Origin of the sequence: Pseudarthrobacter sp. BRE9 (genome assembly GCF_031844305.1) — a bacterium.
GTDB lineage: Bacteria > Actinomycetota > Actinomycetes > Actinomycetales > Micrococcaceae > Arthrobacter.
Map to the genome: position 1 here is coordinate 103,592 of NZ_JAUZUY010000004.1, position 25,766 is coordinate 129,357.

24 protein-coding genes are annotated in these 25,766 nt (G+C 66.8%); 12 read left to right on the forward strand and 12 right to left on the reverse strand.

All coding sequences use genetic code 11. The features are described 5' to 3' along the window. Positions 1–113: 113 nt before the first annotated feature. Both Q9R31_RS10250 and Q9R31_RS10255 read right to left on the reverse strand, forming a co-directional pair. The gene (locus Q9R31_RS10250; protein WP_311262625.1) at positions 114–809 is read right to left on the reverse strand and encodes a protein tyrosine phosphatase; all 696 of its coding nucleotides are present in this window, start codon (positions 807–809) and stop codon (positions 114–116) included. 87 nt (positions 810–896) lie between these two features. Continuing rightward, a complete protein-coding gene (locus Q9R31_RS10255; RefSeq protein ID WP_311262626.1) occupies positions 897–1,472 on the reverse strand; it encodes a hypothetical protein in 576 nt (191 codons plus the stop codon). Between the two features lie 212 nt (positions 1,473–1,684). Between Q9R31_RS10255 and Q9R31_RS10260 the strand changes: the two genes are divergently transcribed. The 3 genes from Q9R31_RS10260 (at position 1,685) to Q9R31_RS10270 (ending at position 6,375) form a co-directional block, all read left to right on the forward strand. Next, positions 1,685–5,155 carry a DEAD/DEAH box helicase gene (locus Q9R31_RS10260; RefSeq protein WP_311262627.1) on the forward strand — a complete coding sequence of 1,157 codons (3,471 nt, stop codon included), beginning with the start codon at positions 1,685–1,687 and terminating at the stop codon, positions 5,153–5,155. A 162-nt stretch (positions 5,156–5,317) separates the two neighbouring features. After that, positions 5,318–5,518, forward strand: a complete 201-nt coding sequence (locus tag Q9R31_RS10265; protein ID WP_311262628.1) for a hypothetical protein — start codon at positions 5,318–5,320, stop codon at positions 5,516–5,518. 14 nt (positions 5,519–5,532) lie between these two features. Beyond that, positions 5,533–6,375 carry a glycoside hydrolase gene (locus Q9R31_RS10270; protein ID WP_311262629.1) on the forward strand — a complete coding sequence of 281 codons (843 nt, stop codon included), beginning with the start codon at positions 5,533–5,535 and terminating at the stop codon, positions 6,373–6,375. A 199-nt stretch (positions 6,376–6,574) separates the two neighbouring features. Here Q9R31_RS10270 and Q9R31_RS10275 read toward each other — a convergent pair whose 3' ends face one another. Continuing rightward, the gene (locus Q9R31_RS10275; protein WP_311262630.1) at positions 6,575–7,864 is read right to left on the reverse strand and encodes an ammonium transporter; all 1,290 of its coding nucleotides are present in this window, start codon (positions 7,862–7,864) and stop codon (positions 6,575–6,577) included. Positions 7,865–8,317: 453 nt separating this feature from the next. On the opposite strand from Q9R31_RS10275, the gene Q9R31_RS10280 reads away from it, so the two are divergent. From Q9R31_RS10280 to Q9R31_RS10300, 5 genes are all read left to right on the forward strand, one after another. Then, entirely contained in the window at positions 8,318–9,451 is a 1,134-nt protein-coding gene (locus tag Q9R31_RS10280) for a Gfo/Idh/MocA family oxidoreductase (RefSeq protein WP_311262631.1), read from the forward strand. After that, a complete protein-coding gene (locus tag Q9R31_RS10285; RefSeq protein WP_311262632.1) occupies positions 9,451–10,209 on the forward strand; it encodes a ThuA domain-containing protein in 759 nt (252 codons plus the stop codon). Before Q9R31_RS10280 ends, Q9R31_RS10285 begins: the two co-directional genes overlap by 1 nt. A 149-nt stretch (positions 10,210–10,358) precedes the next feature. Further along, positions 10,359–10,733, forward strand: a complete 375-nt coding sequence (locus Q9R31_RS10290) for a cupin domain-containing protein (RefSeq protein WP_311262633.1) — start codon at positions 10,359–10,361, stop codon at positions 10,731–10,733. Positions 10,734–10,839: 106 nt separating this feature from the next. Then, positions 10,840–11,889, forward strand: coding sequence for an NAD(P)-dependent oxidoreductase (locus tag Q9R31_RS10295; protein WP_311262634.1), 1,050 nt, complete (start codon positions 10,840–10,842; stop codon positions 11,887–11,889). A 59-nt stretch (positions 11,890–11,948) separates the two neighbouring features. Beyond that, positions 11,949–12,125, forward strand: a complete 177-nt coding sequence (locus Q9R31_RS10300; RefSeq protein WP_214946270.1) for a CsbD family protein — start codon at positions 11,949–11,951, stop codon at positions 12,123–12,125. A gap of 55 nt (positions 12,126–12,180) precedes the next feature. Here Q9R31_RS10300 and Q9R31_RS10305 read toward each other — a convergent pair whose 3' ends face one another. Both Q9R31_RS10305 and Q9R31_RS10310 read right to left on the reverse strand, forming a co-directional pair. Further along, entirely contained in the window at positions 12,181–12,588 is a 408-nt protein-coding gene (locus Q9R31_RS10305) for a DUF1003 domain-containing protein (protein ID WP_311262635.1), read from the reverse strand. Between the two features lie 82 nt (positions 12,589–12,670). After that, positions 12,671–13,345 carry a DUF1345 domain-containing protein gene (locus Q9R31_RS10310; RefSeq protein ID WP_311262636.1) on the reverse strand — a complete coding sequence of 225 codons (675 nt, stop codon included), beginning with the start codon at positions 13,343–13,345 and terminating at the stop codon, positions 12,671–12,673. Between the two features lie 176 nt (positions 13,346–13,521). Here Q9R31_RS10310 and Q9R31_RS10315 point away from each other — a divergent pair, with 176 nt between their 5' ends. Next, the gene (locus Q9R31_RS10315; RefSeq protein WP_311262637.1) at positions 13,522–14,139 is read left to right on the forward strand and encodes an AmiS/UreI family transporter; all 618 of its coding nucleotides are present in this window, start codon (positions 13,522–13,524) and stop codon (positions 14,137–14,139) included. Positions 14,140–14,149: 10 nt separating this feature from the next. On the opposite strand, the gene purU is transcribed toward Q9R31_RS10315, so the two are convergent. The 7 genes from purU to glyA are packed head-to-tail and all read right to left on the reverse strand — an operon-like array spanning position 14,150 to position 23,005. Then, positions 14,150–15,046 (reverse strand): formyltetrahydrofolate deformylase, encoded by an 897-nt coding sequence (purU, locus tag Q9R31_RS10320; protein ID WP_311262638.1) that lies wholly within the window; start codon positions 15,044–15,046, stop codon positions 14,150–14,152. Between the two features lie 3 nt (positions 15,047–15,049). Further along, the gene (locus Q9R31_RS10325; protein WP_311262639.1) at positions 15,050–16,465 is read right to left on the reverse strand and encodes an L-serine ammonia-lyase; all 1,416 of its coding nucleotides are present in this window, start codon (positions 16,463–16,465) and stop codon (positions 15,050–15,052) included. Beyond that, a complete protein-coding gene (locus Q9R31_RS10330; protein ID WP_311262640.1) occupies positions 16,465–17,115 on the reverse strand; it encodes a sarcosine oxidase subunit gamma family protein in 651 nt (216 codons plus the stop codon). The genes Q9R31_RS10325 and Q9R31_RS10330 overlap by 1 nt, the downstream gene beginning before the upstream one ends. Beyond that, positions 17,108–20,050: a sarcosine oxidase subunit alpha family protein gene (locus Q9R31_RS10335; RefSeq protein WP_311262641.1), complete on the reverse strand. Its 2,943-nt coding sequence runs from the start codon at positions 20,048–20,050 to the stop codon at positions 17,108–17,110. Before Q9R31_RS10335 ends, Q9R31_RS10330 begins: the two co-directional genes overlap by 8 nt. Next, entirely contained in the window at positions 20,047–20,418 is a 372-nt protein-coding gene (locus Q9R31_RS10340; protein WP_311262642.1) for a sarcosine oxidase subunit delta, read from the reverse strand. The genes Q9R31_RS10335 and Q9R31_RS10340 overlap by 4 nt, the downstream gene beginning before the upstream one ends. A 29-nt stretch (positions 20,419–20,447) precedes the next feature. After that, complete coding sequence (locus tag Q9R31_RS10345) at positions 20,448–21,668, reverse strand: sarcosine oxidase subunit beta family protein (RefSeq protein WP_311262643.1); 1,221 nt, start codon at positions 21,666–21,668, stop codon at positions 20,448–20,450. Next, a complete protein-coding gene (glyA, locus tag Q9R31_RS10350; RefSeq protein WP_311262644.1) occupies positions 21,665–23,005 on the reverse strand; it encodes a serine hydroxymethyltransferase in 1,341 nt (446 codons plus the stop codon). The genes Q9R31_RS10345 and glyA overlap by 4 nt, the downstream gene beginning before the upstream one ends. A gap of 124 nt (positions 23,006–23,129) precedes the next feature. Here glyA and Q9R31_RS10355 point away from each other — a divergent pair, with 124 nt between their 5' ends. From Q9R31_RS10355 to Q9R31_RS10365, 3 genes are all read left to right on the forward strand, one after another. Further along, positions 23,130–23,798 (forward strand): GntR family transcriptional regulator, encoded by a 669-nt coding sequence (locus Q9R31_RS10355; protein ID WP_397428229.1) that lies wholly within the window; start codon positions 23,130–23,132, stop codon positions 23,796–23,798. A gap of 207 nt (positions 23,799–24,005) precedes the next feature. Then, positions 24,006–25,151: a response regulator gene (locus Q9R31_RS10360; RefSeq protein ID WP_311262645.1), complete on the forward strand. Its 1,146-nt coding sequence runs from the start codon at positions 24,006–24,008 to the stop codon at positions 25,149–25,151. Positions 25,152–25,491: 340 nt separating this feature from the next. After that, entirely contained in the window at positions 25,492–25,755 is a 264-nt protein-coding gene (locus Q9R31_RS10365) for a hypothetical protein (protein WP_397428230.1), read from the forward strand. Positions 25,756–25,766 lie beyond the last annotated feature (11 nt).

The window sequence follows — 25,766 nt, forward strand, 5'->3', positions numbered from 1 at the left end:
TGCCTTTTTGCGGGTCGTTAAGGGGTGCACACCCAACAGCGCGTGCCCCCGGCCGGCTGCCTGGACGAGGCCGCGCCGGAGCGGCGGCCGCAGTCCAGACTAGCCAATGTGCCTTAGCGGGCAGAAACTGACGGTGCGTGCACGGTGTTGCCGGCCGCGGCGGGGACGGCAGGGACGGCAGGAACGGCGGGTGCGCCGTCGACGCCCGGAACGGCCGGAACTGCGGGAACCGCGGGAGCGGACGGAACCTCAGGCTTTTCAACCTCAACGGCAGCGGAACCCTTGGTTTCGGCGCCGGCCTTGGCAGCGGCGTCGGCCTTGGCCACAACGTCGGTGCAGTAGCTCTCGATGTTCGCATCACCCTGGGCGGCGATGGACAGCGAGGAGAACGCTTTGGAGGAAGCGTCAACGCCGCCGTGGGTGTAGGCGGTGCAGAGGCCCAGGGCTGCCGGACCGGCGGCGTCAACAGCGGTGTTGGCGGCTGCGGAAGTGGTTGCGTCGGCGCCGACCTTTTCGTCGGAGGCGGCAGCCGAGCCGGAGGCCGTGGCGGAGGCATCGGCGTCGGCGGTCTTCAGGGCGCCGGTCACAGCTTCGGTGGCCGTGGGGGCGGGGGTAGCCTGGGCGTCAGCCGCTGCTTCGGCTGCAAGCTTGGGGGCAGGTGCGCCAAAGAGTTCGTGGGCGGTCTGCTGGGCCTGGGTCGGAAGGACGCCGGAGACGGCGGCGGCGCCGGTTCCTCCTACTGCCAGGGTTCCGGCGGCCAGGACTCCGGCGGCGATTTTGCTGGTGGCAAGAACGGTGAACACAGACATCTAACTTCTCCAAACCTAGACAACACATCAGAGTGGGTCCGCCGTGCGGACCCATCACGGACTACATCGCCTGCGGTTTGGGAAAGGTTACGGGCGCCTGGAATTTTCTTTTTCCCCGGGGACCAGGGCCGCCAGGTACTGGATGTACGGGCCCACTTCCTCATCGTCCAGCACCAGGAGGTCCGCTTGGCCGCGCAGCCAGCGGGCGTTGAGGGCGGTGATGTTCTCGTGTTCCAGCAACTCTTCGAACTCGCCGTCGAGCTCCTCGATCCGGAGGACGCCGTCGGGATCGGCTCCGGTGCCGCCAGGCCCGTCCAGGTAGGCCTGCGCAGTTTCGGCGGTCAGCGCGTCGTGCGCGTCAACGGCGCGGTTGAACAGGTCAAGGTGTGCAGTGGCGCCCATTCCTGCCATGCCCTCCCGGACCAGCGCGTCCGTGGTGGTCCGGGCGGCCGCCATGACGGCGTACAGCGCAAACCCGCCTTCCAGCACCTGGCAAAGGTAGAAGTCAACGAAGTAGCTGCGGACGGCAACGGGTGACATGCGGTCCGCGCCCAGCAGCGCATTGTGCATGGCATCGATGATGGCCGCGTTGGCCTCCACCACCTCCTCGTCCCTGCCGTGGATGCTGCTGCTGGTCAGGACAACGGGCTGGCTGGTGGTCATGGCACTCCTTGCTGGAGGTAGCGGTACACCGACGCTTTCACGCTACGGCAGCCTGTAGAAGGCAGCGTGTTGCAGGAGATGAACGTCAGGCGAAGTTTTCGGGCCGGCCCGGAAGAGGCCCGGCATGGGCCTGCCGCCCGGCGAACTAAGATGGATCAGATAACCACCCACCGGACCCGGCCCCGCCGTGACCTGCCGAAAGTAGCGCGTACATGCCATCCCAACCGGACGACAGTGCGGACCTGGCAATTCAGACACCCGCCATCAACGACCGCTCGCTGGCGGCGGGGCTGGCGTATGCCATGGCGAGCAGGGTCTCCGGCATATCGTTCGACGGCGGCACGGGGCTCATGCTGGGAAAGGTCCGGGGCGGGGCGGAGGTTCCGTATTCCACCACGGCCAAGCTGGTCCGGAAGGGCGGCGGCTGGAGCTGCACCCTGGGCGTGTGCAGCTGCCCGGTCCGCAAGGACTGCAAACACGTGGCGGCCCTGCTCTTCGCGGCGGAGGACAACCCGTCCATCCGGGTGCAGCTGCTGACCCCGTCCACCTCCACGCAGGTGTCCCGCGCACCCTCGGCGGCCCTCTCCGACTGGGAGCAGGCCCTCAGCCCACTGATCTCCCAGCCAGGTTCCGCCCCCTCTGCCGGCGGAGTTCCCCTGGCCCTGCAGTTCGAGGTCGAGGAACCGCCGCCGCATTTCTCCTACACCGGCCGCCGGGACCCGGTACGCGGTGTGCGGCAGCTCAAGGTGCGGCCCGTCATCATGGGGGCCAAGGGCAAATGGATCCGCGGCGACGTTTCCTGGAACACTCTGAGCTACCTGAACTTCCGGCGCGAATCGAACCAGGCGCACGTGGAATGGCTGCAGGAATTCCTTGCCGGCCACTCTTCCTCCGCCAGCCGGATGCACAACTCAGCGGGCCTGTGGCTGAGCCTGAACGCCTATGCGGGCAAGAACCTGTGGAGCCAGTTGTCCGATGCCCGGAAGATCGGGCTCGCCCTGGTCCACTCGCGCGGCACCGAACCGGTCCGGCTCGCCAAAGCCCCTGCCGCCGTCGGGCTGTCCCTGAGCCGGTACGGCACTCCGGTGGCCGAAGCCCCCTCTGCTGATGCCCGCACCACGGCCCCGGAAGAGGCGTCCGACGGCGGGCTGGAGCTTTCGCCCACCATCACCGTGGAAGGGGCTGAGGTTGATCCGGCGTCCGTGGGCACCATCGGCCGGCCCGCGCACGGACTGTTCTTTACCTCCGGCGAGGCCGCGCTGCCCGGTGTTCCCGATCCCAACGGAACCATCACCCTGGCACCCCTCGAGAACGGACTCAGCGAGGAGCTGCTGGCGTTCGTCACCGCCGCCACCACCCTGCACATTCCGGCCCGGGACGAGTCACGGTTCCTCACCGGCTTCTACCCGAAACTGAAGCAGACGGCCCGGGTCACGGCACGCGACGAATCCGTGGAACTGCCCGAACTGGCCGTCCCCAGCCTGTCGCTGCTGGCCAATTACGGGGCGGACCACCGGGTGCGGCTGCACTGGGAGTGGCATTACAAGACCGGCAAGCTGGTCACCGCGCAGCCTTTGTGGCGGCACCCCGGCGACGCCGGCTACCGCGACGACACCGCTGAATCCCGCATCCTCGAGGGCATCGGCCGGCCCTGGGACGTGGTGCCCGCGCTGGGCGAGTCCGCCACGGGCGGCTGGGGCACCCCCCGGCTGGCCGCGTCTGCCGAACTGACGGGCCTGGACACCCTGGCCTTCACCGAGGAAGTGCTGCCCCGGCTGCGCGAAGCCCCGGACGTTGACGTGGAGACGGTGGGCGACATCGCCGACTACCGCGAGGCCGAGGAGGCCCCGGTGGTGTCCATCTCCACCAAAGCCACCGAACAGCGCGACTGGTTCGACCTGGGCATCCAGATTTCCCTGGAAGGCCAGCCCGTTTCCTTCGCCGCCGTATTCTCCGCGCTCGCCGCGGGACAAACCAGGATGCTGCTGCCCAGCGGTGCCTACTTCTCCCTGGACCTGCCGGAGCTGCACCAGCTGCGGGCGCTGATCGAGGAAGCCAGGTCACTGCAGGACAACAAGGATGCGCCGCTGCAGATCAGCCGGTTCCAGGCAGGGCTGTGGGACGAGCTGGCGCAGCTGGGGATCGTGGACGAACAGGCTGCGGCCTGGCGGTCCGCGGTGGGCGGCCTGCTGGAGGGCGGCACGGACGGGCTGCCGCTCCCGTCCTCCCTCAACGCCGAGCTGCGCCCCTACCAGCTGGAGGGCTATAACTGGCTCAGCTTTTTGTTCAAGCACGGACTCGGCGGAATCCTGGCCGACGACATGGGCCTGGGCAAGACCGTGCAGGCCCTGGCGTTGATGTGCGCCGCCAAGGAGCACGCGGCCGCCGCGGCTGCCCCTGTGGCACTCGGTGACACTGCCCCGGGCACGCCGCCCACCGCCGTCGCGCCCTTCCTGGTGGTGGCCCCCACCAGCGTGGTGGGCAACTGGGCAGCCGAAGCTGCCCGCTTCGCGCCCGGCCTTACCGTCCGGACGGTGGGCGAGACCTTTGCCAAGAGCGGCCAGGAGGTGGCGGAGGCACTCAGCGGGGCCGACATCGTCATCACTTCCTATGCCTTGTTCCGCATCGATTACGAGTCCTATGCCTCCCGCAGCTGGGCGGGGCTGGTGCTGGATGAGGCCCAGTTCGTGAAGAACCACCAGTCCAAGGCCTACCAGTGCGCGCGCAAGCTGCCGGCGGCGTTCAAGCTGGCCATCACGGGTACTCCGCTGGAGAACAACCTCATGGAGTTCTGGGCCCTGACCTCCATCGTGGCCCCCGGCCTTTTTTCCAGCCCCAAACGCTTCGCCGAGTACTACCAGAAGCCCGTGGAGAAAAACGGCGACAAGGGGCAGCTGGAGAAGCTCCGGCGCCGTGTCCGGCCGCTGATGGTGCGGCGCACCAAGGACCAGGTGATCAAGGACCTGCCGCCCAAGCAGGAGCAGGTCCTGGAGGTGGTCCTGAACCCGCGGCACCAGAAGGTGTACCAGACGCACCTGCAGCGCGAGCGGCAAAAAATCCTGGGGCTGATCGAGGACGTCAACAAGAACAGGTTCACCATTTTCCAGTCGCTGACGCTGCTGCGGCAGCTGAGCCTGGACGTGTCCCTGGTGGACCCGGCGCTGTCCGCCGTGCGCTCCAGCAAGCTGGATGTGTTGTTCGAGCAGCTCCAGGACCTGGTGGCCGAGGGGCACCGCGCCCTGATCTTCAGCCAGTTCACGGGGTTCCTGGGGAAGGTCCGGGAGCGCCTGGACGAGGAGGACATCGAGTACTGCTACCTCGACGGCAGCACGCGGAACCGTGCCGACGTGGTCAGCGAATTCAAGAACGGCAGCGCGCCGGTGTTCCTGATCTCGCTGAAGGCCGGCGGGTTCGGGCTCAACCTCACCGAAGCCGACTACGTGTTCCTGCTCGATCCCTGGTGGAACCCTGCCTCCGAGGCGCAGGCGGTGGACCGCACGCACCGGATCGGCCAGGCCCGGAACGTCATGGTGTACCGGCTCGTGGCCAAGGACACCATCGAGGAAAAGGTGATGGCGCTGAAGACCCGGAAGTCCCAGCTGTTCGCCGACGTCATGGAGGGCGACGCCCTGGCCGGTGGCGCCATCACGGCCGAGGACCTGGCCGGGCTGTTCAAGGAGTAGGCTTCCCGGTTTCGACGCGCACACGCAATTTCGACGCGCAGATTCCCTGGCGCATCCCATAACTCGGTAGCGGCAATGAATGTGCGCAGCGAGAATGCGTTTGCGTAGCGTGAACGCCGCCTATGCTGGTCTCCAACGCAAAACTATAACGTTGGAGAAGAGATGTCACAGCAGCAGGCCGCCGATCAGACCCTTGCAGCGTCAGCCCGGCCGGCCCTGGCTCCCCTGCGCCCCGATGCCTTCACTGTCCCCTACCGCGACCCCGTCTGGGACGGCCCCACCGACCCCGTCCTCGTCGCCGACCACCTCAAGGGCGGGTGGGTCCTCTTCTACACCCAGCGCCGTGCACTGCCCCGGGACTGACAGAGGTTGAATGGGTGCACGGAACCGGCATCGGCGTCGCCAGGTCGTCCGACGGCGGCGCCACCTGGGACTACCAGGGCACCGTAGACGGCCTCATTCCGCCGGGAACGGAACTGCCGGCAACCCTCTGGGCGCCCGACGTCGTACGCATTGGAGACCGTTGGATCATGTACCTCACGGTCCTGGGCGGCCGGCGCACGGACTGGACCGGCAAGGCGGAAATCGTCCAGTTTGCCAGTCACGACCTGGTGAACTGGGAGTACCTGGGCGGCATTGACCTGGACTCGCCGCGGGTGATCGACGCCGCCGTTGCCCGCTGCGGGGACGGCCGGTACCGGCTCTGGTACAAGGACGAGGCCCGCGGATCCAACACTTGCACAGCGGTCAGCGACACCCCGGACGATCCATCGTCCTGGACACTGGAAGGGGTCGCCATCCCGGGCCGGCCGCACGAAGGACCCAAGGTTTTCCGCCTCGGCGGCAGCTACTGGATGATCGTGGACGAGTGGCGCGGCCAGGCCGTCTACCGCTCCCCTGACGCAACCGGCAACTGGGTCCGGCAGGAGCACCGTGGCGGGCTGATCCTCACGGCGCCGGAGACGGTGGACGGAAGGGCCGTCGTCGGGCGCCATGCTGACGTGGTGCCCCTTGCGGACAGGGTGCCCCTTGCGAACGGGGTGCCCGGGGACACGTCCGACGCCGGCACGCAACGTGCGCTGCTGGTGTACTTCACGCATCCCTGCTGGGGTGGCGAGGACATCGATACTATGGCCCCGGACCCGCGCACGCACCTCAGCCATGTGCGGGCCGCGGTGCTGGAAGTGCGGGGTGGGATCCTGGTCTGCACGGAACACTAGCCACTCCAACGTCGGACACGGCGAAGGGCCAAACCCTGGAACTATAAGCCGGCTGATGCCGGCACCGGTCCAAGGTTTGGCCCTGACTCGTGCGCTGGGACGCGAAACCGCTGCGCCGGGAAAGTGCACCGGGCGCCGCCCCCAGCAGGCGGGCGCCCGGCAGCTGTTGCTGGATCCGTTGTTGCTGGATCCGTTGTTGCTAGACCCGCTGCGGCGACCCCAGTTCCACCGGGTCCTCGTCCGTCAGGTAGGCCAGCTCGGAGTGGGCTGCCAGGTCGATGCCGCGCAGTTCGTCCTCGGGCTTGATGCGCAGGCCGATGGTCTTGTCCAGGATCTTTGCCAGGACCCAGGTGATGCCGAAGGAGTAGACCAGCACCGTGACGGTGGCGATGGCCTGGACACCCAGCAGTTCGAACCCGCCGCCGTAGAAGAGGCCGGTGACGGCGTTGGGTGCTGCGTCGGTGGCGAAGAGGCCGATGAGCAGGGTGCCCAGGATGCCGCCGACGAGGTGGACGCCGACGACGTCGAGGGAATCATCGAAACCGAGCCGGAACTTCAGTTCGATGGCCAGGGAGCAGACGGCCCCGGCGATGGCGCCGATGGCCACAGCGCCGAGCGGGCTGACGGCGCCACAGGCGGGGGTGATGGCCACGAGTGCGGAGATCAGGCCGGAGGCGGCGCCCATGCTGGTGGCTGCGCCGTGGCGGACCCGCTCCACCAGGGCCCAGGCGAGCAGGCCCGCGGACGCTGCTACGGCGGTGTTGAGGAAGACCACCGACGCCGACTGGCCGGCCGAGAGGGCGGAACCGGCGTTGAAGCCGAACCAGCCGACCCAGAGCAGTCCGGCACCGACCAGGACAAGCGGCCGGCTGTGCGGCTTGGCGTGTTCCACCTTGGGCCAGCCGGAGCTCTTGCCAAGGACCAGGGCCAGTGCCAGTGCGGCCGCGCCGGCGTTCATATGGACTGCGGTGCCGCCGGCGAAGTCGATGGCCTTGATGCCGTTGGCGATCCAGCCGCCAACCGTGCTGCCGTCCGCCGAGTTGAATGCGAACACCCAGTGGGCGATGGGGAAGTAGACAACGGTGGCCCAAATGCCGGCGAACAGCATCCAGGCGCCGAACTTCATCCTGCCGGCAGCCGCACCGGCAACCAGGGCCGTGGTGACGCAGGCGAAGAACAGCTGGAACGCGGCGAACAGGATGACCGGAATGGACGCCGAATCATCGGTGGCCAGCAGCTGGCCCATGCCGGGGAACTCGGTCACGTCCCCGATCAGCCCCAGCCCCCCAACGGAGTTGCCGAACGCCATCGAGTACCCGAACAATGCCCACAGGACGGCCACCAGGCTGGCGCCGCCGAAGCACATCATCATCATGTTCAGAATCCGGCGCGACCCCACCATGCCCCCGTAAAACAGGGCCAGGGCGGGGATCATCATGCAAACCAGCGCCGAGCTGGCCAAAATCCAAGCGACATTTCCCGAATCCATGGGAAACCCCTTTCAAGATGCGAAGAGAGAACGGTATGTGCCGTCAGAGCCGCTCCGAGGAGGGACGCGGATGGAGAGACCACGTTCAGCGGAGGGGCGGCTGTTGCCGTCTGGTTCCAACTGTATGGCGGCTATTTTGGGGTGGGTTTCCGGCGTGTTAAATGGTCGTTTCGGTCATCCGCCACCGAGTTTCAGGCGTCCCGCCGCACGCAGGAGTTACGCACCTGTCACGCAGGGCAGGTTTTCAAGGAACGGCCGACGGCGGGAGGCCGGGTTTTAGCGGCAGACGCACCAAAGGCGGGTCGAAAGCGTGCCCTGCGTGACGCCGTCGACCGGTTGCTCCGCCTTGCCGCACCAACTGGCGGCTAAGCTGAAAAACCACCAGGGAAGGCAGCTTCGGCCACTGGCCGCGGAACGCCCTCTGCCCAGACCCGCACGGAAAAGGGAGCAGCTGTGAACAACGAGCAATCCTCCGGCCAGCAACCGCCCGCGACAGGCGAACAGCCTGCCCGGGAACTGCGGGTGGGCGTGGTCGGCATTGGCTGGGCCGGCCAGCAGCACCTGAAGGCCTATTCTGAGCTGGACGGCGTCCGCATCGTGTCGCTGGCGGGAATGGAACAGGAACTCCGCGACTCCCTGCAGGCCGGGTACTCCATTCCCAACGGGTTCGCCGGCTGGGAAGAGATGCTGGACCACGGCGGCCTGGATGCCATCAGCGTGGCAGTGCCCACGTTCCTGCACGCCCCCATCGCCATCGCCGCCCTGGAACGGGGAATCCACGTTTTGAGCGAGAAGCCCATCGCGCGCAACGCCGCCGAGGGCCAAGCCATGGTGGACGCAGCCCGGAAGGCCGGGCGGGTCCTGGACGTCGCCTTCAACCACCGCCGCCGCGGCGACATCCGGGCGCTGAAGGAAGTGATCGACGACGGCGGGCTGGGCCGGCCCTACTACGCCAAGGCATCCTGGCTGCGCCGCTCCGGCATCCCCACCCTGGGCAGCTGGTTCACCAACCCCGAGCTTGCAGGCGGCGGCCCGCTGGCGGACATCGGCGTGCACGCGCTGGACTACGCCCTTCACCTCCTCGGCGAACCGAAGGTGGTGGCGGTCTCCGCCGCGACGCACTCAGAGCTGGGCCCGCAGGGCAAGGGCGGCGGAAGCCGGTATTCGGCCCAGGCCACCAGCCACGCGTTCGAGGTGGAGGACTTCGCGTCAGCGTTCCTCCGGCTTGAAGGCGGCGGGACACTGCTCATCGAGGCAGGCTGGGCCACCTACCGGGAATCGGATGACCTGCTCGACTTTACGGTCTACGGAACCGACGGCGGCGCAGAACTCAAGGTGCACGGTGCACCCTTCCCGCCGGTCGGCCAGCTTCGGGTGTTCACTGACAAGGACGGCGAATCCGCCGACTATGTGCCAACCGTGCTGCCGGGCCGCGCCCATGATGCAGTGGTGGAAGACTTCGTAACGGCGGTGCGCGGCGGTGAAGCTGTCTGGGCTGCGCACGACGGCTCGCTGGCGCTCTACCGGGCACAGATCATCGACGCGTGCTACCAGTCGGCGCTGGAGCAGAGGGAGGTTCGGCTCTAATGAACGGCAAACTGAGGATCCGGGTGTGGAACGAGGGCGTCCACGAGGCCATCAATGAGCCCTCGCATATCGGGGAGATCTACCCCGACGGCATCCACGGTGCCATCGCGGCAGGACTTCGTTCCTACCTCCCGGACGCTGACATCACGACGGCGGTCCTGGCCACCGACAACGAGCACGGCCTGGACGAGGAGGTGCTCGCGGAGACGGACGTCCTGCTCTGGTGGGGCCATATGGCCCACGCTGAGGTGAGTGACGCCGTCGTCGAACGCGTCCACCGGCATGTGCTCGGCGGAATGGGACTGATCGTGCTCCATTCGGGGCACTTCGCGAAGATCTTCACCAAGCTCCTGGGCACCAGCTGCGCGCTGGCGTGGCGGAACGACGGCGAGCGCGAGCTGGTGTGGACCGTCAAGCCATCACATCCCATCGCCGAGGGTGTGGACAGCCCCATCGTCATCCCTGAGCAGGAGATGTACGGGGAACTGTTCGACATCCCGGACCCGGACGACCTGATCTTCATCAGCTCCTTCGCCGGCGGCGAGGTGTTCCGTTCCGGCGTCACGTTCACCCGGGGCAAGGGCCGCATTTTCTACTTCAGCCCGGGCGACCAGGAGTACCCGGTGTACCACCACCCGCAGATCCAGCGGGTGCTGGCCAACGGCGTGAAGTGGGCCGCGCAGCCGGGGCTGCACCGTTCCGCCCCGGAAGTGACCAATCCGCCCCGGGAGTGGTTCCAGGAGGAAAAACGTCATTGACATCGGGTCCGCCCGGGAGCAGATTGAAAGCGTTACAACGCATGGTTCGGCGGGTTCTGGACGGGCACTTCCCGCCCTGCCGGACCCTCTTTCCCTGAGCGGCTCAGCGCACGTGGGTTTCATAGCCACTCCCTTTTGAGGAGCCAGAAATGCCTGCAGTAACGGTCACGAACCTCGAATCCAAATCCTTCAACGAACCCGATGAGAAGCGCCGCCCGCCCAAGACCCAGGTTGATGTGGTCAACATTGGCGGCGCCACCCTGGGCCGGTTCACCTTCGAGCCCGGCTGGCGCTGGTCTGAAACCGTCAAGACCGTGGTCAAGACGGACAGCTGCCAGAACAACCACCTTGGCTTCTGCACTGCCGGCACCTTGACGGTGCAGCTCAACGACGGCACGCGGACCACCATCCATGCCGGTGACGCCTACTCCATCCCGGCCGGGCACGACGCCTGGGTGGAAAACGACGAGACGTTCGTTGGCTATGAAGTCATGAGTGCGGCCGAGTACGCCAAGCCTGCCTGATGACCTGGAAGAGCAAGGCGAACCAGCACGAAAGGGAGGCCCGCCAGGACCTCCCTTTCCTGCTGCTGCGGCCCTACGGTTAGGGGAATACAACGATCGGAGAGCAATGAAAGTCACCGTCATCGGCGGCAGCGGCCACATCGGTTCGTTCCTGATCCCCCGGCTGGTCCGCGCCGGCCACGAGGTCACCAACATCAGCCGCGGCACCAGCAGGCCCTACACGGACACGCCGGAATGGCAGCAGGTCCGGCAGGTCACCGCGGACCGGGAGGCGGAAGACCGGGATGGAAGGTTTGCTGAGCGCGTGTCCGCGCTCAAGCCGGACGCCGTGGTGGACCTGGTCTGCTTCACCCTCGAATCCGCGGCGTCACTGGTGCACCGGCTGCGGGGCGAGGTGGGGCACCTGCTGCTCTGCGGCTCCATCTTGCGCTACGGCCAAAGCCTGAAGCTGCCCATCAGGGAAGGCTCGGATTCCGCGGCCGAGCCCTTTGGTGAGTACGGCGTCCAGAAACACCGGATCGCGGTGATGCTGCAGGAGGAGACCGCCGGCGGCGGCCTGGCAACCACCTCGCTGCATCCAGGCCATATCGTCGGGCCGGGGTGGCATCCCATCGGCCCGCTCGGAAACCTGGACCCCGCCGTCTGGCAGACCATCTCCGCCGGCCAGCCCCTCCGGATCCCCGGCAGCGGCGCGGAACTCATGCACCACGTGCATGCCGACGACGTCGCCCAGGCTTTCGAAAAGGCCATCGCACAACGGGAGGCGGCCGCCGGTGAGGACTTCAACATCGTGGCCCCGACGGCCCTTACCGTCCGTGGCTATGCGGACATCGCGGCCGCCTGGTTCGGGCACGCCGCCGTGTTGGAGACGGTGACCTGGGACCGCTTCCGCGAAAACACCTCCCGGGAATATGCCGAATCCAGCTGGGGCCACCTCTACCGCAGCCATTGCTTCAGCATTGAGAAGGCCACGTCCTTGCTGGGCTACGCGCCGCGGTACGAGCCGGAGCAGGCCGTCTTCGAATCCATCCAGTGGCTGGTGGAGCAGAAGCGGCTGCACGTCGCCCGCCCCCTGGGAGTCCCCGCGGGCTGGACACAGCGGGCCGGACACAAAATTTCGACGCCGAATGGGTGCCAAAGTCGAAAGCATGCTTAGTATGGAGGGGTCAGGCTCTGGCTTTGGCCAGGGAGAGCACCAATGTAAGGAGCAACTCCATGGGTTTGGATGACAAGATCGGCAATGCCGCAGAGAAGCTGGGCGGCAAGGGCAAAGAAGCTGCCGGCAGCGCTACAGGCGACGAAAGCCTGAAGGCCGAAGGCAAGACCGACCAGGCCAAATCGGACCTGAAGCAGGCTGGCGAGAACGTCAAGGACGCCTTCAAGAAGGATTAGTTCGACGCTTCAAGAATGGGTGCAACTCCAACCGGAGTTGCACCCATTGGCGTTTTCAGGGCCGGTCGCGCATAGCCCGCAGCTCCTGCAGAAGTTTCAACTGCTCAGCGTTGATGTTCATCAGCATTTCTATCTGCGCCTCCGCACGGACATCGGTGTCGTAGTCATGCTGCGCCATCGCGGAGGCGATGGCGTCCTGGCGCTTGGCCGCGATCAGCAGGATTGCACCCTGCAGGCCGGCCAGCATGGAAAGGAACAGGTTCAGGAGAATGTACGGGTAGGGGTCCCAGGCGTTCGCTGCCAGGACGTAGGTGTTCACCAGCGCCCATGCCAGCATGGATGCCAGGAAGATGCCCACAAACGGCCAGCTGCCCATCCCGTTCCGGAGGGTGTCCGCTGCCCTTTCGCCGGCACTGAGGCCGTCCTTGTGCCGCCGGTGCCAGTTAACCCTCATGTCTGCCATGGCCCCAGCGTATGCCCGGCGGGAACCGCCGGGCATACGCGGCGGGGCAGGTTCGGCGAATCCGATCCCGCCGCCTGGAACCTTAGTGGATAAGTCCCGAGACCAGGTTGATGGTGGTGGCCAGCACGATCGCTCCCAGGAGGTAGGACAACAGCGCCTGCCGCAGGACCGTGGAGCGGATGGCGTTCGTTTTCAGGTCCGTATCCGAGACCTGGAAGGTCATGCCAACGGTGAAGGCCAGGTAGGCAAAGTCCGAATAGCGGGGTTGGGTCTCCTCGTTGAAATCAACGCCCGTGCCGTCACGGTAGTAGATGGCGGCGTATCGAAGGGTGAACAGCGTATGGACCAGGAACCATGAGAGCGCGATGCTGCCCAGGGCCATGGCCACCGTGGCATCCTTGGCCGGCCCCTGGGTGTTCGAGGCATCAAGCAGGATCAGCGCCACCCCCGCGAAGCTGGCCATGGTAGCGGTGAGGACCAGGGCATCTGAGAAGACCCGGCCAGGATCCTCGCGCCGGGCATGGGCAGCGGTGGCCGCGGGTCCCAAGCGCGCGATGACACTCCACACCCAGATGAGGTAGGTGGCCGAGGCAGCGGCCCATCCGAGGGCAGGTGCGTATGCCCAGTTGCCAATGGCCCCGACGGCTATCGCCGCAATCACGCCGACTCCGAGCATCACCAGCATCCGGAGCCGGGAATGGTGAGCCGGGGAGTTGAAGTTCCGGCGATGGTCGGCAGCGGCAGGCATCGCATTCATGGGTTGATCATGCCACCGCCAGCTTGTACCCGCCTGAGAGAGTCAACCCTCATCGGATTGCGACTGGGGACGAATAGCTGAGCTCGGGGAACCCCGGCTAACATCCGTGATATGAAAATGAGTTTCCATCCAATGAGAAGCTGCGCCGCGCGGCGTTCCCCGATCGGCAGAGACTGATGCCGTACGTCTGCCTGCTCCTCTCCGGCGCCGCGCTGCTGGTCAACGGCCTCGCCACGCTGGGGCGGCTCCCCCGCCGTGATGCCGCCGCGTTCAGCCTGGTGATCGGAGGCACCCAGCTGGTTCTCGGCGTCGTGCATCTCTCCGCTGGTGACACCGGGACGCCGGCGCTCCTGGCAGCCGCCGGCATGTTCCTGTTCGGACTGACATACCTGTACGCAGGGCTGGATGTGGTGCTGGCTCTCGGGTCCAGGGGACTGGGCTGGTTCTGCGGGATGGTGGCGTTCTGCGGGCTGCTGTTGGGGGCTGCCTGGTCGGGCACCGACCCGCTGCTCGCTGTGCTCTGGCTGTGCTGGTCTGTGCTGTGGGCGCTGCTGTTCGCGTCAATGGCCCTCGGTGCCGTGCGGCTGGAACCGTTCACCGGTTGGGCGCTGGTCCTGGCCAGCCAGGTCACGGCCACCGTTCCGGCGCTTCTTGGTCTGGCGGGTCTCTGGCCGCGTTCCATCCTCGTGGCATGGCTGGCTGCACTGTTCCTGGCCGGACTGTTCGCTGCGGCACGCGCACTGGCCCGGCGCGGAACGAACGTTCCACGCCGCGCCAGTGCGGGGTGGCGCTGACGAACCCCGGTTACCGGAGCACCACGGTGCGGTTGCCCTGCAGGATGACCCGGCCTTCGCAGTGCCACTTGACCGCGTTGGAGAGGGCCTTGCATTCCGTGTCGCGGCCGGCGGCCACCAGGTCTTCCGGCCCGTACGTGTGGTCCACCTCCACCACCTGCTGGGCGATGATGGGCCCCTCGTCCAGCTCCGCGTTGACGTAGTGTGCCGTGGCACCCACGGTCTTGACGCCGCGGGCATAGGCCTGGTGGTAGGGCTTGGCGCCCTTGAAGCTGGGCAGGAACGAGTGGTGGATGTTGATGGCCCGGCCGTCCAGCTGCCGGGTCAGGTCGTCGCTGAGCACCTGCATGTAGCGGGCCAGCACCACCAGTTCCACGTCGAGCCCGTCCACCAGTTCCATGAGCTGCGCCTCGGCTGCGGGCTTGGTGCCGGCCGTGACCGGGATGTGGTGGAACGGAATCCCGTGCCACTCCACCAGGGCCTGGTGGTCCCGGTGGTTGGACACCACTGCCACCACGTCAATGGGCAGTTCCCCGATCCGGGCCCGGAACAGCAGGTCGTTGAGGCAGTGCCCGAACTTGGACACCATGATCAGCACCCTGCGCTTGGAGCCCTGGCGTTCCAGCTGCCACCGCATGCCGAACTTCCCGGCAACGGGGGCAAAAGAGGACCGCAGGAGATCCAGCGTGGATTCGTCCCCTTCGGAGACGAAGTGCACGCGCATGAAGAAGTGGCCCTCGGAGCGTTCACCGAACTGCTTGTTGTCGATGATGTCGCAGCCGTGCTCCAGCAGGAAGCCGGAGACGGCGTGCACAATGCCGGGCCCTTCCGGGCAGTCGAGGGTCAGGACGTGCTCCACCGTGGTGGGCGCCTTCGGTGAGGGGATGTGGGTTTCAGTAACAGTCATGGCTCAGCACTCGATCACATTCACGGCGAGGCCTCCTCGGGAGGTTTCCTTGTACTTGGTTTTCATGTCGGCTCCGGTGTCGCGCATGGTCTTGATGGCCTTGTCCAGCGAGACCTTGTGGCTGCCGTCCCCGTGCAGGGCCAGCCGGGCCGCGTTGATCGCCTTCACGCTGGCGATCGCGTTCCGCTCGATGCAGGGGATCTGCACCAGGCCGCCCACGGGATCGCAGGTGAGGCCCAGGTTGTGCTCGATCCCCACTTCTGCGGCGTTTTCCACCTGCGCGGGCGTTCCGCCGAGCACTTCGCAGAGCCCGGCCGCGGCCATCGAGCAGGCGGAGCCCACCTCACCCTGGCAGCCCACTTCGGCGCCGGAGATGGAGGCGTTCGTCTTGAAGAGGATTCCGACGGCGGCCGCCGCCAGCAGGAAGCGGACCACACCGTCGTCGTCGGCTCCCGGAACAAACTTGATGTAGTAGTGCAGCACGGCGGGCACGATGCCTGCCGCCCCGTTGGTGGGCGCCGTGACGATGCGGCCGCCGGCGGCGTTCTCCTCGTTCACGGCGAGCGCGAACAGGTTGACCCATTCCATCGCCAGCAGCGGGTCCGCCGGTGCCTGGACGGGCGACGGCGATGCTGCCGCGGCTTCGGCGCTTGCCGCCGAGGCCGTCAGGGTGCGGAACAGTGACGGCGCCCGGCGGGTGACCTTCAGGCCGCCCGGCAGGATGCCTTCGGCGTTGCAGCCGTTCTCCACGCATTCGCACATGACCGCCCACAGGGCCAGCAGTTTCTCCCGCAGTTCCGCTTCGCTGTGCCAGGTGAGCTCGTTGGCCAGCATGACGTCGGAGATGGACATGCCTTCCCGGCTGCAGATCTGCAGAAGCTCGTCGGCGGTGGAGAACGGGTAGGGCAGGACAGTGTCATCGGGCACCACCTTGTCAGCGCCCGCCGCGTCCCCGTCCACCACGAAGCCGCCCCCAATGGAGTAGAAACTCCGTTCGCTCAATACGGCTCCGGTGTGGTCAAGCGCACGGAAGGTCATCCCGTTGGGGTGTGCCGGGAGGGACTTGCGCCGGTGGAGGACCACGTCCTCTTCCCAGTTGAAGTCCACCCGGTGGCTTCCCGCAACATGCAGTTCGGCGTTCAGGGCCGCGGCCGCCACCTGGTCGTCCGCCGTGAAGGTGTTCACCGTTTCGGGTTCCAGGCCCTGCAGGCCCAGGACCACCGCCTTGTCCGAGCCGTGGCCGCGTCCCGTGGCGCCCAGGGAACCGAAAAGTTCCGACTGGACGCGCACGGCGGAGGCCAGCAAGCCGTCACCCTTCAAGCTGTCAGCAAACAGCTTGGCCGCCCGCATCGGGCCCACCGTGTGGGATGACGAGGGCCCGATGCCGACAGAGAACAGGTCAAGGACGCTCAGCGCCATCAGGGGACCTCTGGCGAGGCGTACTCCCGCATGGCGTCCAGCAGCCACCGGCCCAGGAACTCGGCGAAGGATGCGCGCGGGAAGATCCGGAAGGACTCCTCACCGGTCTTCCACAGGATGGCCGGGATGTTGGCGATCTCGGTGGAGAGGGCGGTGCCGGCCTTGAACACCCGGGGGTGCAGGTCCAGTGAGCAGCCCTTTTCCAGGACGGCGCGGACCCGGGGGCCGGTCAGTTCGAACGTGGTCCGGTTGGCGGACAGATCCACCACCTGGCCCGCGTCGTCCCCCAGTGCTTCCCGGAGTGCGGGGATCAGGCCGCCGCCCAGGGATTCGTGGGCCTCGGTGGGTGCCACCACCAGGAATTCGCCAGGGCCCAGCCAGAGGACGGAGGTGTCGCCGCTGCCGGCCACGGCGCCGGACCCGGCGGGAAGGCCGCCGGTGACCGCGGCCAGGCGCTTGGCAGTGTCCGATCCTGCCGTGGCCCTGAGCCCGACCATGGTGAGGAAGGGCAGCTCAGCAAGTTCCACAATGCCGGCCAGGGAACCGGCCGCGAACGCTTCGGAGAGCTGTTTAGCGGGACTGACTCGGGCTGCGAGGTTCTTGTCCGCGGCGGTCTTTGCGGCGATCGGGGATGCTGCTGTTTCAGCCATCTTTACGGGTCCCTTCTGGGTCAAAAAGCACTGTTTCTGCAACAACCACGTCAACCAGCTGGTCGCCGGCGGCGGCCACCAGGGTTTCGCCGATGCGGTTGCGGCCGTTCTTGATCAGGGCCAGGCCGAAGGACCTGCCCAGGGCTGCACTGTGGTAGCTGGAGGTGACGAAGCCTTCCATCGGGACCGGGCCGTAGGCCGGGTTGGTGGAGCGGCCCTTTTCCACCAGCTGGGTGCCTTCGGGGAGCCGGAGGGTCCCGTCGACGGGAAGGACGCTCACCAGGTGTTTGCGGTCCTCGCGCTGGGCATCGGCCCGCGAGTAGGAGCGCTTGCCGATGAAGTCCTTGGCCTTGGAGACGATCCACTCCATGCCCGCATCCTGCGGGGTGACGGTGCCGTCCGTGTCCTGCCCAACGATTGGGTAGCCCTTTTCGGCGCGCAGCACGTGCATGGTTTCGGTGCCGTAGGGGGTGATGTTGAACTCGGCACCGGCGGCGGCCACGGCTTCCCAGGTGTTCAGCCCGTACCAGGCCGGCACGTTGATTTCGTAGGCCAGCTCACCGGAGAACGAGATCCGGCAGATCCGGGCGCGGACGCCGGAGGCAAGGGTGGTTTCGCGGAAGGTCATGAACGGGAACGCCTCGGCGTCCAGCCCACCGTTGGCAGCGAGTTCCGGGGCCACCTTGGCGATGACTTCACGGGACTTGGGTCCGACGACGGCGATGGTGCTCCACTGCTCCGTCACCGAGGTGCATTGCACGTCCAGCTCCGGCCACTCAGTCTGCAGCCATTCCTCCAGCCAGTCCAGGACCTTCGCGGCACCGCCGGTGGTGGTGGTCATGAAGTAGGTCTCGTCGTCCACGCGGAGGGTTACGCCGTCGTCGAAAATCATCCCATCCGGCGTGCACATCACGCCGTAGCGTGCCGAACCCGGTGCGAGCTTCTTGAACGCGTTGGTGTAGACCCGGTTCAGGAACTCCCCCGCGTCCTTGCCGCGGATCTCGATCTTGCCCAGGGTGGTGGCGTCCATGAAGCCCACGGAGTCGCGGACGGCGGCGCATTCGCGCAGCACGGCAGCGTCCATGTCCTCCCCGTTCTGCGGGTAGTACCAGGGCCGCTTCCACTGTCCAACGTCCTCGAACAGGGCGCCCTTGGCGACGTGCCAGGGGTGGATGGAGGTGACGCGGGCCGGGTCGAACAGCTCGCCGCGCTGGCGTCCAGCCAGTGCCGCGAACGCCACCGGGGTGAACGGTGCACGGTACGTGGTGGTGCCGATGTCACCGATCCCGCGGGAAGCTTCCCCGGCCGTGCGGAGGGCCGCCGCGATCACGCCGATCGCGTTGACGCCGGAGGTCTTGCCCTGGTCGTTGGCGGTGCTGATGGAGGTGTACCGCTTGATGTGCTCCACGGACCGCATGCCTGCCCCGGTGGAACGCAGCACGTCGGCCACGGACTGGTCGCGCTGGAAGTCCACGAAGTGATGGTGCCAGTCGTCCGGGGTGCCCTGTTCGCCCGGAACCAGCCACAGCTGGCGGGTGGGGGCGGCTGCCTTCGGTTTGGCGAGCGGGGAAGGTTCGACGGCGGACGCGAACCCCGCGGCGATGGCCGCCTTCGCGCCGGCGGAGACACCCTCGGCCAGGCAGTCGGCGGTGGCGAAGGAGCCGCGGCCGGAGCCGATGTTCTGCTGGTTGGGCACTTCGGTGCTGGGCACGAAGGCGGCGAGGTCGTCGTCCCAGCGCAGCTTGCCCTGCCGCTGCGAGTGCAGGTGGACCAGCGGGCTCCAGCCGCCGGACACCGCCAGCAGGTCGCAGGCGATCTGCTCGACGCCCGAGGTGAGGTCGCCGTCGTCGTTAATGCTGCGGACGGTGACGCCGTCCAGCCGGCCGGACCCGTCGGCGGAGGTGTTGGCCACCGCGCTGCCGATCAGCACCCGGATCCCGGATTCGACGGCGGCAGTTGCCGCGGCGGTCAGCGCAGGACGGGCGTCCACCACGGCGGCGACCTTGACGCCTGCGGCGGCGAGGTCCGCTGCCACGGAGTAGGCGCTGTCGTTGGTGGTGCTGATGACCACGCGCTTTCCGGCGGCCACCGCATACCGGTTGAGGTAGGTGCGGACGGCCGAGGCCAGCATGATGCCGGGGCGGTCGTTGTTCTCGAACACCAGGGGACGTTCGTGCGCGCCGGGGGCCAGGACCACCTGGTTGGCACGGATGTGCCAAATCCGCTGGCGGGAGACGCCGGGGGCGGCGGGGGTGGTGAGGTGGTCGGTGCGGTTCTGGACGGCGATGACGTAGTTGGCGTCGTACGCACCGAACGCGGTGGTGCGGTTCAGGACGGTCGATTCCGCGCCGGACACGAGTTCCGCTTCGACGTCGGCCACCCACTCCAGGGCCGGCTTGCCCTCGATGGTCTCGGCCTGGCCGGGAGACGTGGAACCGGAGAGCAGCGAGCCGCCGAGTTCGGGTTGGTCGTCCAGCAGCATGACCCGGGCGCCGGTGCGGACGGCTTCGCGGGCCGCGGCGAGGCCTGCGGGGCCGCCGCCGATGACCAGGACGTCGGTGTGGACGTACTTCTTGTCGTATTCGGCGCGGTCATCCTCGGGATCCAGCTTGCCCAGCCCGTTCAGCAGGGTGGCCTGCAGCCCATCCACCAGTGAGACGGTGGTGGCGGGGAGCATGGATTCGGCGACATGGCCGGGGAAGCGGGCTTCCACGCGGACCAGGGCGTTGGCTTCCTCCACGCCGGCGGACATGATGCCGCGGTGGCGGTCCTCATAGAGGGAGTTGCCGGCGGCGATGCGGCCGTTGGCCAGCAGGGCAGAGGCCAGGGTGTCGCCGGGGTGGCCGGTGAACTCCTCGCCGTCCAGCGTAAAGCGCCAGGAGATGGTGCGGTCGATGCGGCCGCCGGTTGCCAGGCGGGCGTTCTGGGAAGTCACTTGGTCGCTCCTTCCGGGGCGGTGCTGGGGCTGAGGGGGGTGGTGCTCGCCGGGCCGGTGCTTGCGGTGCCGGTGTCGGCGGCCGGCGGAACGGGCGCGGCGGGCCGCGGCACTCCCATCGGGTAGACGGCCTGGATGTCATAGGTCACGGTGTCGCGGAGCATGTTGAACCACTGGCGGCAGCCGGTGCTGTGGACCCAGCGCTCGGCGAAGATGCCTTTGGGGTTCTCGCGGTAGAAGAGGTAGCGGGACCATTCGGTATCGCTCAGCTCGTTCGGGTTCTCCGGGTATGGGACGTGGGCCTGGCCACCGTAGTGGAATTCGGTTTCGTCCCGGGGGCCGCAGTTGGGGCATGGGATCAGCAGCATGTGCGTTAGTCCTTTTCTGGTGGCGGCGGCTAGTGGGCCACGGCGGCGGCGCCGTGTTCGTCGATCAGGGCACCGGTTTCGAAGCGTTCCAGCGAGAACGGCTTGTTCAGTGCGTGCGGGGCGCCGGTGGCGATGGTGTGCGCGAAGGTCAGGCCGGCGGCGGGGGTGCCCTTGAAGCCGCCGGTTCCCCAGCCGCAGTTCACGAACATGTTCTCCACGGGGGTCAGGCCCACGATCGGGGAGGCGTCCAGGGTTGTGTCCACGATCCCGCCCCAGGTCCGGAGCACGTGGGCCCGGGCGAAGATCGGGAAGAGCTCGACGGCGGCCGCCATCTGCTGCTCGATCACGTGGAAGGAGCCGCGCTGGCCGTAGCCGTTGTAGGAGTCGACGCCGGCGCCCATGACCAGTTCGCCCTTGTGGGCCTGGGAGACATAGACGTGGACGTGGTTGGACATGACCACGGTGGGGTGGACGGGCTCGTGCAGTTCAGACACCAGTGCCTGCAGCGGGTGGGACTGGATGGGGAGCTGGAAGCCGGCCATCTCTGCCAGGACCGAGCTGTGGCCGGCGGCGCAGAGGCCCACCTTTTCGGTGTTGATGGTGCCGCGGCTGGTCTTGACGCCCACCACGCGGTCGCCGTCCTTGAGGAAGCCGGTGACCTCGCAGTTCTGGATGATGTCCACGCCCATTTCGTCGCACTTGCGGGCGAAGGCCCAGGCCACGTGGTCGTGCTTGGCGATGCCGGCGCGCGGCTGGTAGGTGGCGCCCATGACCGGGTAGCGGATGTTGTCGCGGATATTCAGGATGGGGCAGAGTTCCTTGACCTGCTGCGGGTCCAGCCATTCGGCGTCCACGCCGTTGAGCTTGTTGGCGCCCACCCGGCGGATGCTTTCGCGGACGTCGCCCAGGGTGTGGGCCAGGTTCATCACGCCGCGCTGGCTGAAGAGGAAGTCGTATTCGAGTTCCTCGGGCAGGATTTCCCAGAGCTTGAGGGCGTGCTCGTAGATGGCCGCGCTCTCGTCCCAGAGGTAGTTGGAGCGGATGATGGTGGTGTTGCGGGCCATGTTGCCGCCGGCCAGCCAGCCCTTTTCCAGGACGGCGATGTTGGTCATCCCGTGGTTCTTGGCCAGGAAGTAGGCAGTGGCCAGGCCGTGCCCGCCGCCGCCCACGATCACGGCGTCATAGGAGGACTTGGGTTCCGGGTTCCGCCAGAGGAAGTCCGGGTGCTCGGGGAGGAGATCTGCGCTCACTGGGCGGCTCCAATCAGGTCTGCTTCGGCTTCGGCCAGGCCGGCGTCGGCGGAGAGGTGCGGGTAAAGGGGGAACTTGTCGGCCAGGGCCGCCACGCGGTTGCGGAGTTCGACGGCGGTGTCCCCGGGCAGGGTGCCTGTGCCGGCCGATGCGATCAGCGCAGTGGCGATGATGTCTGCAACCTCGGTGAATTCGGCGGCGCCGAAGCCGCGGGCGGCCAAGGCGGGGGTGCCGATCCGGAGGCCGGAGGAAACCATCGGCGGGCGGGGGTCGAACGGTACGGCGTTGCGGTTGACGGTGATGCCGATCCGGTGGAGGGCGTCCTCGCCCTGCTGGCCGTCGAGTTCGGAGTGGCGCAGGTCCACCAGGACCAGGTGGACGTCGGTGCCGCCGTTCACAACGGAGATGCCGGCGGCCTGAACGTCTTCCTGGAGCAGGCGTTCGGCCAGCAGCTTGGCGCCCTGCAGGACGCGTTCCTGGCGTTCCTTGAATTCAGGGGCTGCGGCGAGCTTGAAGGCCACGGCCTTGGCTGCGATGACGTGCTCCAGCGGACCGCCCTGCTGGCCGGGGAACACGGCGCTGTTGATCTTCTTGGCGTATTCCTCCTTCGCCAGGATGACGCCGCCGCGGGGTCCGCCCAGGGTCTTGTGGGTGGTGGTGGTGACCACGTCCGCGTACGGGACGGGGTTGGGGTGCAGTCCTGCGGCGACGAGGCCCGCGAAGTGGGCCATGTCCACCATGAGGTAGGCGCCCACAAGGTCGGCGATCCGGCGGAATTCGGCGAAGTCGAGCTGGCGGGAGTAGGCGGACCAGCCGGCCACGATGAGCTTGGGCTTGTGTTCCAGGGCCAGGGCTTCCACCTCGGCCATGTCCACCCGGAGGTCGGATTCGCGGACGTGGTACGGGACCACGTTGTAGAGCTTGCCGGAGAAGTTGATCTTCATGCCGTGCGTGAGGTGCCCGCCGTGGGCCAGCGAGAGGCCAAGGATGGTGTCGCCCGGGTTCAGCAGGGCGAACATGGCGGCGGCGTTGGCCTGGGCGCCCGAGTGCGGCTGTACGTTGGCGAACTCGGCGCCGAACAGGGCCTTCACGCGGTCGATGGCGAGCTGCTCGATCACGTCGACGTGCTCGCAGCCGCCGTAGTAGCGCTTGCCCGGGTAGCCTTCGGCGTACTTGTTGGTCAGGACCGAGCCCTGGGCTTCCATGACGGACGACGGTGCGAAGTTTTCCGACGCAATCATTTCCAGAGTGGACTGCTGGCGGTGCAGTTCCTGTGCCACAGCGGCGGCGACGTCGGCGTCCACGGTGGCGAGCGAGGCGTTCAGTACGTCCTGCATGGTTCTCCTTCTAGGCCCTTCGGAATTACTGATCCATAACTGATCTGTAACTGATATATTAGAACTGACGTAATAGTATGTTGTAGATCACGTGGCAGTCAATAGCTACCTTGGGAGAGCTCGGATGAGCGTAATGCTAGAAAACCAGCTGGCCGGAGAAGGGGACCTCTCGCTCGCCGAGCAGGCCTACCGGCACCTTCGCGACCGCCTGATCATGCTGGACATCCGGCCGGGTGAGGCGATCAACGACGGCAAGCTCGCCGCCGAACTGGGGATCGGACGCACCCCCGTCCGCGAAGCGCTCAAGCGCCTGGAAGGCGACCACCTCGTCGTGTCCTACCCGCGCCGGGGAACGTTCGCCACCGTCGTCGACATCACCGAACTCGCGGATGTTTCGGAGCTGCGCGAATCGCTGGAACCCCTGGCGGCCCGCCGTGCCGCCAAGCTGGCCACCCCCGCATTGCGCAAGGAAATCAGGGAGACCGCCGCGGCGATTGCGGACATGGGCGCGGAGGACGATCCCTATGACCTCATGCGGTACGACATCAAAGTCCACCGCCTGATCTACCGGGCTGCTGCCAACACGCACCTTGAGGACGTCCTGATCCGGTACGACAACCTGGCCACCCGCATCTGGTGCATGGTGCTGGAAAAGGTGCCGTCCGTGGCGGGGCACATCGCCGAGCACGTGGAACTGCTGGAAGCGGTGGCCGACGGCGACTCGGACCGGGCGGGCAAGCTCGCCCTTGAGCACGTGACCAGTTTCGAGCAGGCCATCCGGAGCGTGCTGTAGGTTCCGCATCTTTTCTTGGCCGGGTGCGATAACTTTAATCCCGCAATCGCGGGTGAGGGCCGGAGGGTTGCCTGTCAAAGGGGGCCCTTGGATCTGGTTGAGGGATAGACTCGGCCAAGTCCGGCACTGCTGCGGTCTGCACCATCTACATGACTGGGGGTCGAATGTCGTTTGCTTTGAGTTCCTGCAGTCAGGCCATTTGCTGTGGTGACGAAGAACCGGATCGTTGTCGTGGGTGAATTGGTGGTTCGCGGACCCGCTGAAGAGCCGGGCCGGGTCTTGAGGGTGCTGGTCGTTGATGATGACGCGGGGTCCTTGCTGGTCGCGAGGGCAGCTGTGGAACAGTCCGGACACGAATGCATTACCGCCGCGGACGGCGACACGGCCTGGGAGCTTTACCGCAGCCATCAGCCGCACGTGGTGGTTGCCGACCTGCAAATGCCTGGCATGGACGGGCTCAGTCTCTGCCGCGCCATCCGCACCGCCGACACAGACAACTACACGTATCTGGTACTGGTCACCTCCCACGGATCCCGAAACGACGTCCTGGCCGGCATGGACGCCGGTGCCGACGACTACGTCACCAAACCGCTGGACCCCTTCCACCTCCAGACCCGGCTCTTCGCCGCCCAACGGGTCACAACCCTCCACAGCCACCTTGCCGATGCCTTGGCTGCGGCCAGGAGCAGCAATGAGCGTCTTGCGGATTTCACTGGCCGCGTCAGTCATGATCTCCGTACCCCGTTGACGTCGATCATCGGGTATGTGGAGCTTGGTTCCATGGACCCCGACCCGGACCCGGCAGAGGTTGCCGAGTACTTGCAGATTGCGGGTTCAAGTGCGCGCAGGATGCTGTCCATGGTCGAGGAACTGCTGGCATTTGCGTCCATCGGTGGTTCGCTTGAGAGAAAAGAATTGGCGCTGGCGGACTTAGTGGAAGCAGTCCGGGTAGACATGAGCGCGGGCTTACGGGCGTCCGGCGCTTTCCTGACGTGTGAGGACCTCGTCTTCGTGGCGGATGAGGCGCAGATGCGGATGGCGTTGCAGAACTTGATCAACAATGCCCTTGCCTATAGCCGCCCCGGGGTTCCGCCGGTAATCCGTGTGGAAGGTCACCATTCGGAGGCCGGGACCATAGTGCGGGTGGTGGATAACGGTAAGGGAATCAGCGTGGGGGACCGCGCCCGGGTGGTGGAACCGTTGGTGCGCCTGCACCGTGACGGCGACCCCACCGGGTCCGGGCTGGGCTTGGCTACATGCTCGAGGATCGCGGCCGCACACGGGGGCCGGCTCGAAATTACCGGGAACCCCGGTCAGGGCACCACCGTCAGCCTGTTTCTAGCGCAAGCCTAGACAGTGTGTAGCAGGACCTGGTTCTTCCGAGGTTTCCTCACGCGCTATTGCCTGGCTGAACTTGAGAGCGCGGGATCACTTCGGTTGGATGCCGGGCGAAGCCTTGCGCGGGCAAAGGTCCTGCGAAACACTCGAGGTACGCATGCTGAATTTGATGGAAATTTGGATGGCGGGATACCAGGGAAAACGGAGGCAAAGACGCCTCGTGCCTGTCGGGCGGCAAAGATGCGGCCTCAAGATCCCGCAGACCGAAAGGATCGCAATGGCAGGAATGTTCGAACTATTTGTCGACGCGGAATCTGCGTTCAGGTTCCGGCTGACAGCGCCAGATGGGACCATCATGGCAATCTCCAAGCCCTTCGAGACCAAGACTGACGCTGTTGCTGGCATCGCCGCTGTGCGCGAATACGCCGGCATGGGACTGATCACCGACCGCTGCACAACATCCACAAGTAACGCCCAGCCAGCAGCCTGGAGTGATCCTGGCGGCCAAACTGAGGATTCCCCGCGCATGCCAAAGATCGACTTCCACACCCGTGCCAGGGCCGTCCGCAGGGCCGTGTCCGGCCCCCGCTGGGCCGGGGCAATCCACAACCTCTCCTGAGCGCCGGGGAG